Origin of the sequence: Pseudomonas mendocina, from assembly GCA_037482215.1 — a bacterium.
Classification (GTDB): Bacteria; Pseudomonadota; Gammaproteobacteria; order Pseudomonadales; family Pseudomonadaceae; genus Aquipseudomonas; species Aquipseudomonas mendocina_E.
In genome coordinates this window covers 1,688,753-1,702,965 of record CP148074.1, presented here as the reverse complement: position 1 = coordinate 1,702,965, position 14,213 = coordinate 1,688,753, and the positions used below count along the sequence as shown (strand labels likewise).

Here is a 14,213-nt window from a genome sequence, read left to right as displayed (position 1 = left end):
CCACACTCGGACAAAATTCCCGAATGTCAGCCCTATTAGGCTCAAGCCACACGATCCGGAGACATCTCCGGCTGCTGCGGTGGCGTCAACGGCGGCAAACCATGGGCGCGGCGTGCATCATCACAACGGGGGTTATGCACCCCATCAACCCAAGACGCCTCAAACTCGCGGCAAGGTGTCGAACGGTGCTCGTACAGGGTGCATCGCACGCCCTCACCAACAGTACCCATCAAGGCCGTGCAACGCACCGGCTTGGCATCCGTACCGATCATAGCGACACGATGCGGACTGATCTGCACCACCTTGTCATCCGGCACGGTTCCACCTGCGGACTGGCACTCACCCCAGAAAAAAGACACACGAAAAAACGCGCAGCATGCACCGCACGTGAGACACGGATTGTTATCAGACATGATGTGGTCGACTCAGAAACCGGAGAGCTCCGGCGCAGGCGCACAATTTTATTCATCGCCAAACGCTTGTAAAGCGCCATAAAGCGATAGCTGCAAAGGCAACCATGGGAAGGGTAGAATGCGCCCACTGCAACCAGCCACCGGGCCCACTCATGTCCATGCCGACCCTGCGTATTATCGCTTTCATCCTCGGCATATTCCTGATCACGCTCGCCATCAGCATGTTGATCCCCATGCTGACGCTGCTGGTCTACTCCCGCACCGATGACCTCAACGCCTTTATCTGGTCGAGCCTGGCCACCGCAGCCGCGGGTATTGCCATGATTCTGCCCGGCCGTCCGAAAGAAGCCCATTTACGCCCTCGGGACATGTACCTGCTCACCACAGCCAGCTGGCTGGTGGTCTGTATTTTCGCCGCGCTGCCACTGACCATGGTCCAGCATATGGGCTACACCGACGCATTCTTTGAGACGATGTCCGGTATTACCACGACAGGGTCAACAGTTCTGGTCGGGCTCGACACGGCCTCACCGGGCATTTTGATCTGGCGCTCGATGCTGAACTGGCTCGGTGGGATTGGTTTTATCGGCATGGCCGTGGCCATCCTGCCGCTGCTACGGGTGGGTGGCATGCGCTTGTTCCAGACGGAGTCATCAGACTGGGGTGAAAAGGTTATGCCGCGCTCGCATATGGCAGCCAAGTACATCCTGGGCACTTACCTGGCGCTGACGATTATTGGCTTTCTGGCCTTTTGGGCTGCAGGCATGAGCCCATTCGATGCGATCAACCACACGATGGCGTCTATTTCTACCGGTGGTTTTTCCACTTCAGACCAATCACTGGCCCATTGGCAGCAACCCGCGGTGCACTGGGTTGCCGTTGTCATGATGATCAGCGGCAGCCTGCCATTTACCTTGTATGTCGCCACCATACGAGGCAATCGTAAGGCCATGCTCCGGGATCAGCAGGTACGCGGTTTTTTGGCCTTCCTGATCGTCACTTGGCTGGTTCTCGGCACTTGGTATTGGCTGAACTCGAACAACAGCTGGCTGGATGCCTTCAGAATTTCGGCGGTAAACGTCACTTCAATCGTCACCACCACCGGTTTTGCCTTGGGCGACTACACCACATGGGGCAGCTTCGCGATTTTGCTGTTTTTCTATCTGACCTTTATCGGCGGCTGCTCTGGCTCAACTGCCGGAGGACTGAAAATCTTCCGTGTACAGGTGGCTTATGTCCTGCTCAAAGCCAACCTGCAGCAACTGATACACCCCCGTGCGGTGATCAAACAGCGCTACAACAATCACACCATCGACGAAGACATCGTCCGTTCGATGATTACCTTCTCGTTTTTTTTCGCCATCACCATCGGTGTCATCGCCTTGGGACTGGCTGCCGTCGGACTCGATTGGACAACTGCACTCACCGGAGCAGTGACCGCCGTGTGCAACGTTGGCCCTGGCATGGGCCCTATTATTGGCCCAGCCGGCAACTTCGCCAGTCTTCCGGACGCGGCCAAATGGCTGCTCAGCCTCGGCATGCTGCTGGGACGCTTAGAAATTCTTACTGTGTTGGTATTACTAACCCGGGCGTTCTGGCGGCATTGATTGGCCCCGGAACACATTGACCTGACTAGACTCTATAACGCTTCGTCTTCACGACATGGACTTTTGTTAAATGGCTTGGCCAACCCTACGGATCATTACATTCATCAACGGCATATTTTTGCTGACGCTTTCCATCAGCATGGTTATCCCAATGCTGACGCTGACGATCTTTTCCCGGCCAGATGAGATCAACCCGTTTCTCTGGTCCAGCGTAATTACCTTTATGTCTGGCCTGGGCATGGTGCTCTATGGTCGCGCCCGTGATGTGCATCTGCGCCCACGGGATATGTACCTGCTGACAGTATCCAGCTGGGTGCTAGTAGGACTGTTCGCCTCACTGCCCTTTATGCTGTCGCAGCACATGGATGTTACCGATGCTGTATTCGAGAGCATGTCCGGCATTACGGCCACCGGAGCCACTGTTTTGCAGGGCCTGGATGATATGTCGCCAGGTATTCTGATCTGGCGTTCTGTACTGCACTGGCTAGGCGGTATCGGTTTTATCGCCATGGCGGTGGCCATTTTGCCGATGCTGCGCATCGGGGGGATGCGCCTGTTCCAGACGGAATCCTCTGACCGCTCCGAAAAGATCATGCCGCGCTCACACATGGTGGCTAAATATATGGTGGCCGCTTACGTTGGCGTCAGCACTCTGGGGTTTCTAGCGCTATGGCTGGCCGGAATGAGTGTGTTTGATGCAATCAACCACAGCATGTCAGCCATTTCCACGGGTGGTTTTTCCACATCTGATCAGTCTCTGGCCAAATGGACTACCCCTGCGGTGCATTGGGTCGTTATTGTTCTGATGATCCTCGGCAGTCTGCCATTCATGCTATTTGCCGGTGTATTACGCGGTAATTTCAAGGCTTTGCTACGTGATCAGCAGGTACGCGGTTTGATCACAATCCTACTCTGTACGTGGGCCATCCTCGGCACCTGGTACTGGCTGACCACAGACATGCCTTGGTATGACGCTTTGCGCCATGTGGCGTTCAATACCACCTCAATCATGACCACCACCGGCTTTGCCTTGGGTGATTACACCCTGTGGGGTGGCTTTGCCAGCATGCTGTTCTTCTACCTGGGATTTATCGGCGGCTGCTCTGGCTCCACGGCAGGCGGGCTGAAGATCTTCCGTTTTCAGGTCGCCTACACCCTGCTCAAGGCTAACTTGATGCTATTGATTCACCCCCGCGCGGTGATCAAACAGCAGTACAACCGGCACAATCTGGATGAAGATATTGTCCGCTCGATCCTGACTTTTTCCTTCTTTTTCAGTATCACCATTGCTGTTCTGGCACTGGGGCTGACGCTCTGCGGGCTGGACTGGATCACCGCTTTGACTGGTGCCGCCAGTACCGTATCCGGTGTAGGCCCGGGGATGGGGCCTGTCATTGGTCCGGCTGGCAACTTTGCCAGCCTGCCGGATGCGGCAAAGTGGATGCTAACGGTCGGTATGCTGCTGGGCCGCTTAGAGATCCTAACGGTACTGGTACTGATGCTGCCCGCCTTCTGGCGTCATTGAGCCTGATGCAGACGTGCCCGGTACTCACCGGGCGTTGCATCAAACCAACGGCGGAAAGCGCGAAAAAAGTTACTCGGATCCGAAAAACCAAGCAGATAAGAAATCTCCAGCAAGGTCAGCGATACCTGATCCAGATACTGAACCGCCAACTCACGGCGGGTATCGTCAAGCAGTTGTTGGTAACTGGTTCCTTCCTCTTGTAACCGGCGCTGCAGTGTTCGCTCAGAAAGCAGCAAGGCTTGCGAAACCGTCTCACGCTTCGGTTCGCCCTGTGGCAACAGGCGACACAACACCTGCCGCACCTGATGGGTCACCCGGCTACCGGCGAAACGTGCCAGATAATCACCGGCAAAACGGTCATGCAACTGGGCCAGAGCTTCATTGGCCGACGGTAGCGGCGCCTCAAGGTCAGCGGTTTCAAATACCAATACGTAGTGATCAGCATTAAATGTGATGGGGCACTGGAAAACTTTGTCGTAAGGCGCCAGATCTTTGGGTGCTGCCCCCATCAAACGCACATATCGTGGGCGTAATGGCTTACCGGTGACCCATCGGCAAAACGCCACGTAATAAGCCATAGAGGCCTCTGTGCTCTGCCGAGCCGCAGGAATACGGTCACCGTGCACGGCTAAGCGAATTTCATAGCCATCCACAGCAGGGACGAAACTGATGTCAGCCCCTTCGGCAATAATGCGCTGATAACGCACCAACCGAATGATGCCTTCCCTTAGATTACGACTGCTCATCAGTGCGTAACCGACCACATTGAACGAGGAAGGCCGCAACACCTTGGCCATGTTCAAGCCGATGGCCGGATTACCGGATACCTCAACAGCAAGTTGCCATAGACGTGTCATAGCATCTTGGGGAAAGCGTGCATCCGGATTGCTCAATGCCGAGTAATCCAACCCCAACTGGGCAAAAAGACTGCGTACATCGAGTCCATCGTATTCAAGAGCAGCAACAATACCCGAGGCCCAACTAGAAGATGTGGTGCGTTCAGTCATGGGATGTTCTTGTAAGAATGGTGTGGCAACGAAAGGATACTAAACTGGCACCAAATGTCAGTGGGTTTGGCAGTTCATACGCCTAGACTGCAATTAAGCCTGCGTGGCTGCAAGACTGATAAACAAAAACAGGAGGCCTGTCATGAGTACCAAGGCTCAAGAACGCTTCACCAGCTTTGCCGAGTTCTACCCTTATTATCTGCAAGAACACAGCAACGCCATCTGCCGCCGCCTGCACTATGTCGGCAGCATACTGATCCTTGTTGTAGCGGCCTATGCCGTATTGACCCAGCATTGGATGTGGTTGCTGACCTTGCCCGTCATTGGCTACGGTTTTGCGTGGGTTGGGCACTTTGTTTTCGAGAAAAATCGGCCAGCCACCTTTGACTACCCACTGTATTCACTGATGGGCGATTGGGTAATGCTTAAAGATGCCTTCACCGGGCGTATCAAGTTCTAACCCCTTCTTCAGCACTAATGAGAAATCATTAGTGCTGAACCGTTCAACCTGTTGCAATAGCACCGCCACATCACCTTGGTTATGATCCCTGCCTTTTGGAAGCTCGACTCAACTTCTTGTTCGGGCGAAATAGTAGGGATTGCACCTCGACATGGATGCCTTGCGCACTTCGCTGATCAATCATCTGCCGGCACCGCCGATGCGGGAGTACTACTCTCGCACACTGGCTTACGTGGCCATGGCCGCGACAGTTGCAGCAGGAATTGTCAGTCAGTACTTTACCTTTGAAACTTTCTGGCTGATCCCATATGTACTGATATACCCACATGTCGCGCACCATGTGTGCCGGTATTTCCGTCGAAAAGCTCCTGAAAAAACTCGGCTTTGTTTGCTGTTTGTCGACGCCCTGAATACAGGCTGCATAATGGTCTTATTGGGGTTTTCGATAGTACCTAGCCTGATTTCAGTTCTGCTGCTGGCGTTCAGCTCTCTGGTAGCCGGCGGTATACGCTATCTAAGCCTTGCCATGCTTGTGACGATCAGTAGTGCATCCCTATGCTCTTCGGTGACGCACATTGAAAAAAGCCTGAGCACCCCACCACTAGTAGCCTTGATTAGCCTAACCTTTAGTGCATTGCATATCTGTGTTACTGCCTACTTTGTGCACCAACAGAGCCTTAAACTCATGCGCGTCAGCCAAGACATGCTGGAGCAAAAGCACAAAGCAGCTCAATTAGCTCAGAACCTAGCCAAATATCTTTCTCCTCAAGTGTGGGAGTCGATATTCAGCGGCGAACGCAGCGTGCGTCTGGAGACGCAACGCAAAAAGCTCACCGTTTTCTTCTCGGACATCAAAGACTTCACCGAACTGTCCGACGAGCTTGAGGCCGAGGCGCTGACTGACTTGCTTAACACCTACCTCAATGCCATGTCGCAAATCTGCCTCAAATATGGCGGCACCATCGACAAGTTTGTCGGAGACAGTGTCATGGTGTTCTTCGGCGACCCGGCCAGTAACGGCCCCAAGAATGACGCAATAAATGCTGTTTCGATGGCCATTGCCATGCGCAACCAGATGAAAATCTTACGCCAGCAGTGGCGCAGCCAAGGCATCACTAAACCCCTGCAAATTCGCATGGGCCTCAATACAGGCTATTGCACCGTCGGCAACTTTGGCGCCGATACGCGCATGGATTACACCATCATTGGTCGAGAAGTGAACCTGGCCAGCCGCCTGGAAAACGCAGCGGATACAGATGAAATCCTGATTTCCCACGAGACGTATTCGCTGATCAAAGACCAGATCGTCTGCCACGACAAAGGCAACATCTGGGTGAAAGGCTTCAACCGGCCAGTAAAAATCTATCAGGTGGCTGACTTCCGCCACTGCATAGACAAGCCTTCCAGTTACATTGAGCATGAGTTACCGGGTTTTACCATGAGCCTGGATATCAATCACCTCAGTAGCTATGACAAGGCCAGGGTCTTGGGCGTATTGAAAGAGGCTGCGCGCGAACTCGAAACCCCGCCACAGACTGAGGAATAACCCAGCTCGCGTATTCGCGGGCATACCGTTGCCTCGCGAAGTCTGATCAGGCTACAGGCTCTGTGGCACTAGCCTGCTGTCGGTGGAGGTGCGCAACCGGGTCATCCGCAAGCCGGTAGAGAGTAATACTGCCATCCAGATGCTCGATCAACGCCGAGCAAGATTCGACCCAATCACCACAATTCATGTACTCCACTGCTCCCATCTGGCGTATTTCAGCATGGTGGATGTGACCACAGACCACGCCATTGAAACCGCGCCGGGAACACTCATGGGCTATGGCCTGTTCAAAATCGCTGATGAAGTTCACTGCCGTCTTCACCTTGTGTTTGAGATAGGCAGACAGTGACCAATAGCCATAGCCATAACGTCTGCGCCAGTAATTGAGCCAGCGATTGAGCGTCAGTGTTAGTTCGTAAGCCGAATCGCCGAGAAATGCCAGCCAACGGTGATAGCGCGTGATCACATCGAACTGATCGCCATGAATCACCAACAAACGCCGCCCATCTACGGTGACATGCTCGGCCTCATCCACCAACTGCACATTGCCCAGCACCAGAGTGCTGTAACGCCTTAAAAACTCATCGTGGTTACCGGTCACGTAGATGACCTGCGTACCACGCTTACTCATTGTCAGCAGGCGGCGGATAACATTGCTGTGGCTCTGTGGCCAGTACACCCCGCTGCGCAGCTTCCAGCCGTCGATGATGTCCCCGACCAGGTAGATTTTTTCGGCATGAAAGCGTTTTAGAAACACGGCCAGGTGTTCCGCCTGGCTGTCACGCGTCCCCAGATGCACATCGGAAATCCACAGCGTACGCACCCGCTGTTTGCGTCCTGGCTTAGTCAAGTTGGCACTGTTCATGAACGGCCTCCTGCACGTTTTGGCCAAGTGTGTGCAGGCAGCGGTGAATTGATCGTTACAATGCAGTGTCATTGCAATGACAATCCGGCCCTGTTATCCAGCTCCTGCCCCCAAGCTTGAGCCTGATAGACTGTCCGGCCTTGCACAGGAAGCGCTTTGCCATGTCGTCACCACTCTCGATACGCCATTACACCCACGACAAAATCTGCCACAGCCATGACTATGCGCAGTTGGTGTTTGGCCTGAGCGGTCGATTGGACTTTGAGGTGGAAGGCCATGGCAGTCAGGTCATCAGCCAAACCCTTTCGGTTATTCCCCATGAGGCCCGGCATACCTGTGGCAGCCCTTCTGGCAGTCGCTGCCTGGTATTAGACGTGCCGTCCGAACAGTGGCTCAAACACCAGCTGGGAGCACATGCTAATGCGGTGCGCCGCCTATTGGACAAAACCGCGACACTTACCCTGACCTCGCACCAAAGCCAGTTGGTCAATTGGTTAGCCAACAGCCCAATCGGTGATCCAGTCATTGCCGCTCAAGGTAGCGCACTACTGCTTGCCAGCCTGAGCAGCGAAACACTGGGCGCCCCCTTGACCGTTGGCCTGCCAATGGCCGCCTTGAATGCCCATATCGACCGTCATGCTGCCCATCCTCTGCAAGTCAGTGACTTGGCCAAACTGGCCGGTCTGTCTACGGCACGCTTTCATGTGCGTTTTCTTCAGCAAACCGGGCAAACACCTATGGAGTATGTGCGTATCCGTCGTCTGCATCTGGCGCGTGAGCTGCTCGTTAACACGTCACTAGCAGTTGGGGAAATCGCAGCACGGGTTGGATACAACTCTCAGAGCGCTTTCACAGCAGCCCTTAGTCGCCACTATGGGTGCTCAGCGCTGGCTCTGCGCCAACAGCACAACTGACGCGACAAAACCCGCAAGTTCCGCGACAGAACCAAGACGGCTTGCTATTTAAACTGGCGCAAACCTACAGGGAGCCTGTCCATGCCTCAGATCGAATGGGAAGATTTTCAGCGTGTTGAACTGCGTGTTGGCACTATTGTGAGCGCCGAGGTTAATGAAAAAGCCATCAAACCGGCTTACGTACTCCAAGTCGATCTCGGTGAACTTGGTCTTAAAAACTCCAGCGCCCAAATTACTGCGCACTACTCCTGCGCCGAACTGATCGGCAAGCAGGTGTTGTGCGTCTGCAACTTTGCCCCCAAACGCATAGCAGGGGTTCGCTCAGAGGTTTTGGTGACCGGTGTATATGATGCTGATAACAAAGTGGTCCTAGCCGGATTCGATAGACCGCTGCCCAACGGAGCACGTCTGGCATGACACCAAGCAACGCACTCTGGGCCATTCATCTTGGCGCCCTGCTCTTTGGCCTGTCTGGCATCTTCGGCAAATTGGCCGACAGTGCGCCAGAAATTATTACAGCAGGCCGCTCACTCTTTGCAGTGCTGGCCCTGCTAGTCTTCGCCCGGCTGATCGGGAATGTCAGATTGGTCAATCTGGGCATCAAACAAACCGCTGCATTAGCCCTTGGTGGCGCACTACTGGGCGGACATTGGTGGGCATTTTTCGAGGCGGTGAATGTCTCCGGCGTGGCAATCGCCACCTTGGGATTTGCCAGTTTTCCAGCCTTTACCGTGCTACTGGAAAATCTGCTGCTGCGTGAGCGGGCAAACGCCATTGAGTACGCCATGATTGGCCTGGTCTGCCTAGGTTTGATGCTAGTGACGCCTCACTTTGATCTGAGCAGTCAGGCCACAAGTGGTCTGCTCTGGGCAGTCTTTTCAGGCTTCCTGTTCGCCCTACTGTCGGTACTCAACCGCGCGTCGACCCAAGGTGTGGAGCCTGCACAAGCAGCGCTGTATCAGAACATCACCGTAGCACTGCTGTTTCTGCCACTGGCGTGGCCAAGCTTGCCGCAGACAAGCGCACATAATTGGCTGTGGATGGCCATGCTCGGCATTCTCTGCACAGGTTTGGCCCATACCTTATTTGTCGCCAGCCTGCGGGTGCTCAAAGCACGCACCACAGCGGTGATTTTTGCCTTGGAGCCGGTTTACGGAATTGCATTTGCTTGGCTGCTGTTTAGCGAACAGCCGACTCTGCGCATGCTTGCCGGTGGCCTGCTAATCGTCAGCGCCATATTCATCTCGGCCCGTTTGGTCAAACACTAGGCCGGTTAGGTCCGTGGCCGGTCGTTGTGGCCGAGGTCGCGCTGCGGATCGATGACATCGCGCACTCGCTGTTTCAGCACTTTGGCTTCAGGGAAACCGCCATCGGCCTTACGCTCCCATATCTGCACACCATCACAGGTGATTCTGAAGGTTCCGCCAGTAGCGGGCTCCAGGCTGACCCGAGCCAGATCATCGGAGAAGGTCGACAACAGCTCTTGTGCCAACCAAGCAGCACGCAACAGCCACTGGCATTGGGTGCAATAGGTGATGACCACCTCAGCTTTAGGATTAGACATTACTAAGGCCTCGCATGAAAAAGAGGCCCGATCATACGCCCAACCCTCATCAACAAAAACGCCCGCAAGCCTAAGGCATTGCGGGCGTTTTGCTTAGGGTCCCTGTCAGGCGATACGTGCCAGCAGATCCCTCGCCTCCTTCTGCTCAGCCTCATCACCCTCAAGGATGATTTCATTGAGCACCTGACATGCGCCGTCAATGTTGCCTTGGTCGATAAAGGCTTGAGCTATGTTCAGCTTGGCGATATTGCCCTTCACTGACGATTCAAACTCGTCGTCCTGAAGATTCAGATCCAGCTCCAACAACTCAGCACTCAGGTCATCTTTCCAGGTACCGTGACCGGCCTCTTCAACTAGCATGGTTTGTGCGAATGGACTGCGTGCGTCACGGCTGTCTGCCAAATCGAAAATTTCTGCGGTGTGTTGTACCGGCTGGATCTTAGCCGGAGCCTCTGCCGCAAATGGATTGACCGCATCCCAATCGGCATTAAGGGTAAAGTCATCCAGATTAAGCGGGCTATCAGGCGCTTCTGCCAGAACGGATTTCGGGGCCGGATCATCCAGCTCTACATCAGCCAACAAATTAGCCGGCTGCTCGGCAAACAATTGAGCATGGCTGGCCTTAAGCTCATCAAGGCGCACAGCACTAAAGCCCGTTGCACGTACCAATGGCTCCAGCTCCAAATAACGCTGAGCGTCACCTAACTCAGCCAGAACTTCCAGATAACGGAAACCAATATCACCGCGTTGCGGATCAGCCTCCCAGGCCTGATTCAAGGTGGCCGCAGCCTCCCGGTAGTGCCCGTAGGCGATATACACGTTAGCCGTCTGCATAGGATCAGCGTCCGGCGCAGCCTGCCGGGCAGCAGCCGTGGCTTCGGTGTCAGATTGCGATGCTCGGACATACACAGGGCTAATAGCAGCCGAGCCAGCAGCGCTCAACGCTACGCTCTGAGCCGCTACAGGAGCAGGTTTGGTCGTGCGATTACGACGCCACAGCAACGCCAAGACGCCCGCCATCAGGAGCCCCAACAGACCGGCTACCCCGCCCACCCAATTGCGCTCTGCCGCTGCGCCCTGAGCAGTCGTTGCAGCTACAGGCTCTGCTACTGCAGGCTGAGGAGCAGCTGCACTTTTCTCACGTTCGGCCAACTCAGCTTGGAGAAGAGCAATCTGCTGATCCCGTGCTGTCATTTGCTCTTGTAACTGCTGGACCTGACTTGCCAGAGTACTCAGGTTTTCTTGAAGCTTCTGGGTCTGCTCGGCCTGGGCCAACTGCTGTGCTGCAGCCTGTGCAACCTGCTCAGCCAACAGAGGATCAACGGCAGCTGTAGCATTGGCTTCATCCATAGCCTGCACAGGCGCTGACGCCTCAACACCTTGAATCTGTTCAACTGGCTCAGTGACCGACTCCTGAGCAACCTGAGCTGGCACAGTTGCCACTGGGGCCGGAACAGTGTCAGGCATCTGCGCACGATCAGGCATTCGCAACTGCACACCCGCTCGTAGGCGGTTCATGTCACCACCTACAAAGGCTTGTGGGTTGAGTGCATGGATGTCAGCCATCAAAGAAGGCACGGCATTGGGTGAAGGCGCGTGGCGTGAAGCGATCTTCCAGAGGCTATCACCACTGACAACGCTATACCCCTTGCCTTGTTCAGCCTTTGGCATGACCGCAGGTGCAGGCGCGATTCGCGGCGCTGGGGCTGCAGTTTGCGCCGCAGAAACGGACTGCACCGCAGAAACGCTTTGGTAAGCTGAAGAACCTGGCGGGTCGAGCAGGACCGTGTACTCGCGGTACAGCTGCCCAGTCGGGCGCTCGACCTCGATAATAAAATTCAGATAAGGCTCACTTACAGGCTGACTCGAAACCACACGAATCACGCTGTTCTCGCCTTTAAATACCGGGGTGAAGCGCAGATCGTTGAAAAACGTTAAGCGGTCTACGCCAGCGCGACTGAATACCTCAGAAGGTGCCAGACGCACACGTATGTCATTGTCGGCGAGATCACCTGTATTAATCAGCTTGATCTCGGCATCCAACGGCTGACTCAACGCTGAGTTCAGGGTGATGTCCCCCAACCCCAATGCTGACGCAAAGCCGGAGTAGAGGACTGAGCTGGACGCCAGGCCAATCAGTAGATGACGAACCTTTTCCATTGAAATCGCTCCCGGTGGAACGCCCTTGATCTCTTCTGTAGCAACAGATGCATCCGGCAATAGATCGTCAGTCAGGCGCTCAAACAATGCGTAGGGAAACGTTCCATGTACAACCCCGAGCAGAATTGCAATTGGCAGATTCAAGTCAAGTGCTGTAAATCAGCCAAAATGGCACTATGCCATAATGGCATCAGAGTACCAGCATGGTCAATTAAATGACAAGGACGAGAGCAAATTTAGTTGGTGTCAGCTTCTTGTCAATCGGACACCACGAGCGGCCAGTATCGCCAGCAAAAATAGCGCAGTAACCAGCCAGAACGTTTGCTTAAAGGCGGCGAGTTCAGCCAACTGATCTGCCCCTTCGGCACTGTGGCGCCACTCCAAAAAGAAGGTCATCAAATTGACCCCAAACGCGCCACCCAATTGCCGGACAAACGTGATAGCTCCGGTACCCTGAGACAACTCTTCAGGCTCCAGCATATCCAGAGACCCTGTGCTCAGCGCAGGCAGCATGAGTGCCAGGCCACTACGCCCGAGGCAAGCCCAGAGGCACAGCACCAGAAAGGAGGCACCCGGCGAGATCAGCGCCAGCCCAGCAGCTGAAAGGGCAAATGCCAATAATCCCAAGCTAAGTAACAATGAGGCAGACCAGCGATCACTAAGTAATCCCCCCACAAACGACGCGACACCCATCAACAACCCTGCTGGCAGAAGCAGTAGGCCTGCATCCCCAGCACTAAAGCCTTCTGCCATCTGCAAATAAAGCGGTATCAAATAGGTCGAGCCGTACAGACCAAAGCCCAGCGCCAAGGCGACCCAGCTAGCACTGCGAAAACCAGGGTGGCGCCAGAGGTGCATAGGCAACAGCGGAGCTGGCGAACGACGATTGCGTCTCACAAACAATGCCACTGACACAATGGCAACAAGGCCTGGTAACCACACCTGCAGTTCATGCAATGGGAAACGCTGCACTTCACTGCAAAACCCTAGCCCGGCAAAAAGAGCGATGCTTAGCCAGACAAAAGCTTGCCCATCGAATGAGGGTTTATTCATATCCGGCTGGCTAGGGAGCAGCCAGTGACCAGCCAAAAATGCCAGCAGACACAGCGGCAAAGGCATCCAAAAAATGCCCTCCCAGCCAAAATGGTCTACTAAATAACCTGCAACTCCTGGCCCTAAGGAAGGCGCCATCATGATGCCCAAGCTATACAGGCCCAATGCCATTCCCCGCCCGCCTTCGGCGAAGGTACGGAAGATCAGCACGGTGGCTAAAGGTTGGACAATGCCTGCGCACGCACCCTGAACGATGCGTACCGCGATCAGCTGCCAGACATCCTGCGCCAGCAGAGCTAAGAGAGAGCTGACAACAAACAGTAAAAGGCCAAACTGGGCGGTTAGTCTTGCGCCAAAGCGGCCATGGGCCCATGAACTCACCAACAGGCCCGCCGTCATGGCAGCAAGGTATCCGGTGAACAGCCACTGAGCGACCGGGCGGCCAATGGCAAAATCCCTCATGATTGCGGGCAGTGCCACGTTGATGCTGGTGGAAGACAACACCATGGTCATACTGCCCATGATCAGCACCGCTAATAACCACTGCGGGTAATGCTTGCCAAAACGTAGCTGCAAGCTTTGCAGATCATTAGCCATTAACGCTTTTCCAGATTTCTCAGTACCTGAGCGTGTACAGACTGGGCGCGGCGCAAATCTTCTTCATCAATACCCGCAAAGACTTCTTTACGCAGCTGAGCCGAGATCGCTTCGATCTGCTCAATCAATGGGCGGGCTTCAGGGCACAACGCGACCTTCTTCGCCCGGCGATCCTCCGGGACAGCCAAACGAGTCACCAGCCCTTGGGCTTCTAGACTGTCAAGCAAGCGTGCCAGTGTAGGCCCTTCGACGCCCACGCTCTGAGCCAACTCACGTTGAGTGGGCAACTCTTCAAAACGCCCCAAATGCAAAAGAACCAGCCAACGCGCTTGAGATAACCCCAAGCTAACCAGGCGACGGTCCAGCTCTGCTCGCCATGAGCGGGAGAGTTGTGCAACTTGCATAGCAAAACGGTGTTGATCAGTGTGCGACATGGAAAGCAGCTCTTGAAGCAAAACTAATAATTAGCCAGCTAACCATAACAATAGAGATCAAACAAGCC

14 protein-coding genes are annotated in these 14,213 nt (G+C 54.7%); 7 read left to right on the top strand and 7 right to left on the bottom strand.

Annotation, left to right across the window (positions count from 1 at the left end; all coding sequences use genetic code 11):
- Positions 1-41: 41 nt before the first annotated feature.
- Positions 42-413: a YkgJ family cysteine cluster protein gene (locus tag WG219_07675; GenBank protein ID WXL27322.1), complete on the bottom strand. Its 372-nt coding sequence runs from the start codon at positions 411-413 to the stop codon at positions 42-44.
- A 152-nt stretch (positions 414-565) separates the two neighbouring features.
- Here WG219_07675 and WG219_07670 point away from each other — a divergent pair, with 152 nt between their 5' ends.
- On the top strand, positions 566-2,020 hold the full coding sequence (locus tag WG219_07670; protein WXL27321.1) for a TrkH family potassium uptake protein: 1,455 nt from the start codon (positions 566-568) through the stop codon (positions 2,018-2,020).
- Positions 2,021-2,090: 70 nt separating this feature from the next.
- Positions 2,091-3,545: a TrkH family potassium uptake protein gene (locus tag WG219_07665; protein WXL27320.1), complete on the top strand. Its 1,455-nt coding sequence runs from the start codon at positions 2,091-2,093 to the stop codon at positions 3,543-3,545.
- Here WG219_07665 and WG219_07660 read toward each other — a convergent pair.
- Complete coding sequence (locus WG219_07660) at positions 3,539-4,552, bottom strand: AraC family transcriptional regulator (protein ID WXL27319.1); 1,014 nt, start codon at positions 4,550-4,552, stop codon at positions 3,539-3,541. The two genes, WG219_07665 and WG219_07660, sit on opposite strands and share 7 nt — an antisense overlap.
- A gap of 142 nt (positions 4,553-4,694) precedes the next feature.
- Here WG219_07660 and WG219_07655 point away from each other — a divergent pair, with 142 nt between their 5' ends.
- Together WG219_07655 and WG219_07650 are read left to right on the top strand one after the other, a co-directional pair.
- Complete coding sequence (locus WG219_07655) at positions 4,695-5,012, top strand: Mpo1-like protein (protein WXL27318.1); 318 nt, start codon at positions 4,695-4,697, stop codon at positions 5,010-5,012.
- Between the two features lie 151 nt (positions 5,013-5,163).
- Positions 5,164-6,558 (top strand): adenylate/guanylate cyclase domain-containing protein, encoded by a 1,395-nt coding sequence (locus tag WG219_07650; protein WXL27317.1) that lies wholly within the window; start codon positions 5,164-5,166, stop codon positions 6,556-6,558.
- 46 nt (positions 6,559-6,604) lie between these two features.
- Here the strand turns inward: WG219_07650 and WG219_07645 are convergent, their stop codons facing one another.
- On the bottom strand, positions 6,605-7,423 hold the full coding sequence (locus tag WG219_07645; protein WXL27316.1) for a UDP-2,3-diacylglucosamine diphosphatase: 819 nt from the start codon (positions 7,421-7,423) through the stop codon (positions 6,605-6,607).
- A 161-nt stretch (positions 7,424-7,584) separates the two neighbouring features.
- On the opposite strand from WG219_07645, the gene WG219_07640 reads away from it, so the two are divergent.
- From WG219_07640 to WG219_07630, 3 genes are all read left to right on the top strand, one after another.
- Positions 7,585-8,337, top strand: a complete 753-nt coding sequence (locus WG219_07640; protein ID WXL27315.1) for an AraC family transcriptional regulator — start codon at positions 7,585-7,587, stop codon at positions 8,335-8,337.
- An 81-nt stretch (positions 8,338-8,418) separates the two neighbouring features.
- A complete protein-coding gene (locus WG219_07635; protein ID WXL27314.1) occupies positions 8,419-8,754 on the top strand; it encodes a tRNA-binding protein in 336 nt (111 codons plus the stop codon).
- Positions 8,751-9,605: a DMT family transporter gene (locus tag WG219_07630; protein WXL27313.1), complete on the top strand. Its 855-nt coding sequence runs from the start codon at positions 8,751-8,753 to the stop codon at positions 9,603-9,605. The genes WG219_07635 and WG219_07630 overlap by 4 nt, the downstream gene beginning before the upstream one ends.
- Positions 9,606-9,610: 5 nt before the next feature.
- On the opposite strand, the gene WG219_07625 is transcribed toward WG219_07630, so the two are convergent.
- The 4 genes from WG219_07625 to WG219_07610 form a co-directional block, all read right to left on the bottom strand.
- Complete coding sequence (locus tag WG219_07625) at positions 9,611-9,901, bottom strand: SelT/SelW/SelH family protein (GenBank protein WXL27312.1); 291 nt, start codon at positions 9,899-9,901, stop codon at positions 9,611-9,613.
- A 105-nt stretch (positions 9,902-10,006) separates the two neighbouring features.
- A complete protein-coding gene (locus WG219_07620; GenBank protein WXL27311.1) occupies positions 10,007-12,205 on the bottom strand; it encodes a FimV/HubP family polar landmark protein in 2,199 nt (732 codons plus the stop codon).
- A 102-nt stretch (positions 12,206-12,307) separates the two neighbouring features.
- On the bottom strand, positions 12,308-13,711 hold the full coding sequence (locus tag WG219_07615) for an MFS transporter (GenBank protein ID WXL27310.1): 1,404 nt from the start codon (positions 13,709-13,711) through the stop codon (positions 12,308-12,310).
- A complete protein-coding gene (locus WG219_07610) occupies positions 13,711-14,145 on the bottom strand; it encodes a MarR family transcriptional regulator (GenBank protein WXL27309.1) in 435 nt (144 codons plus the stop codon). The genes WG219_07615 and WG219_07610 overlap by 1 nt, the downstream gene beginning before the upstream one ends.
- Positions 14,146-14,213: the final 68 nt, after the last annotated feature.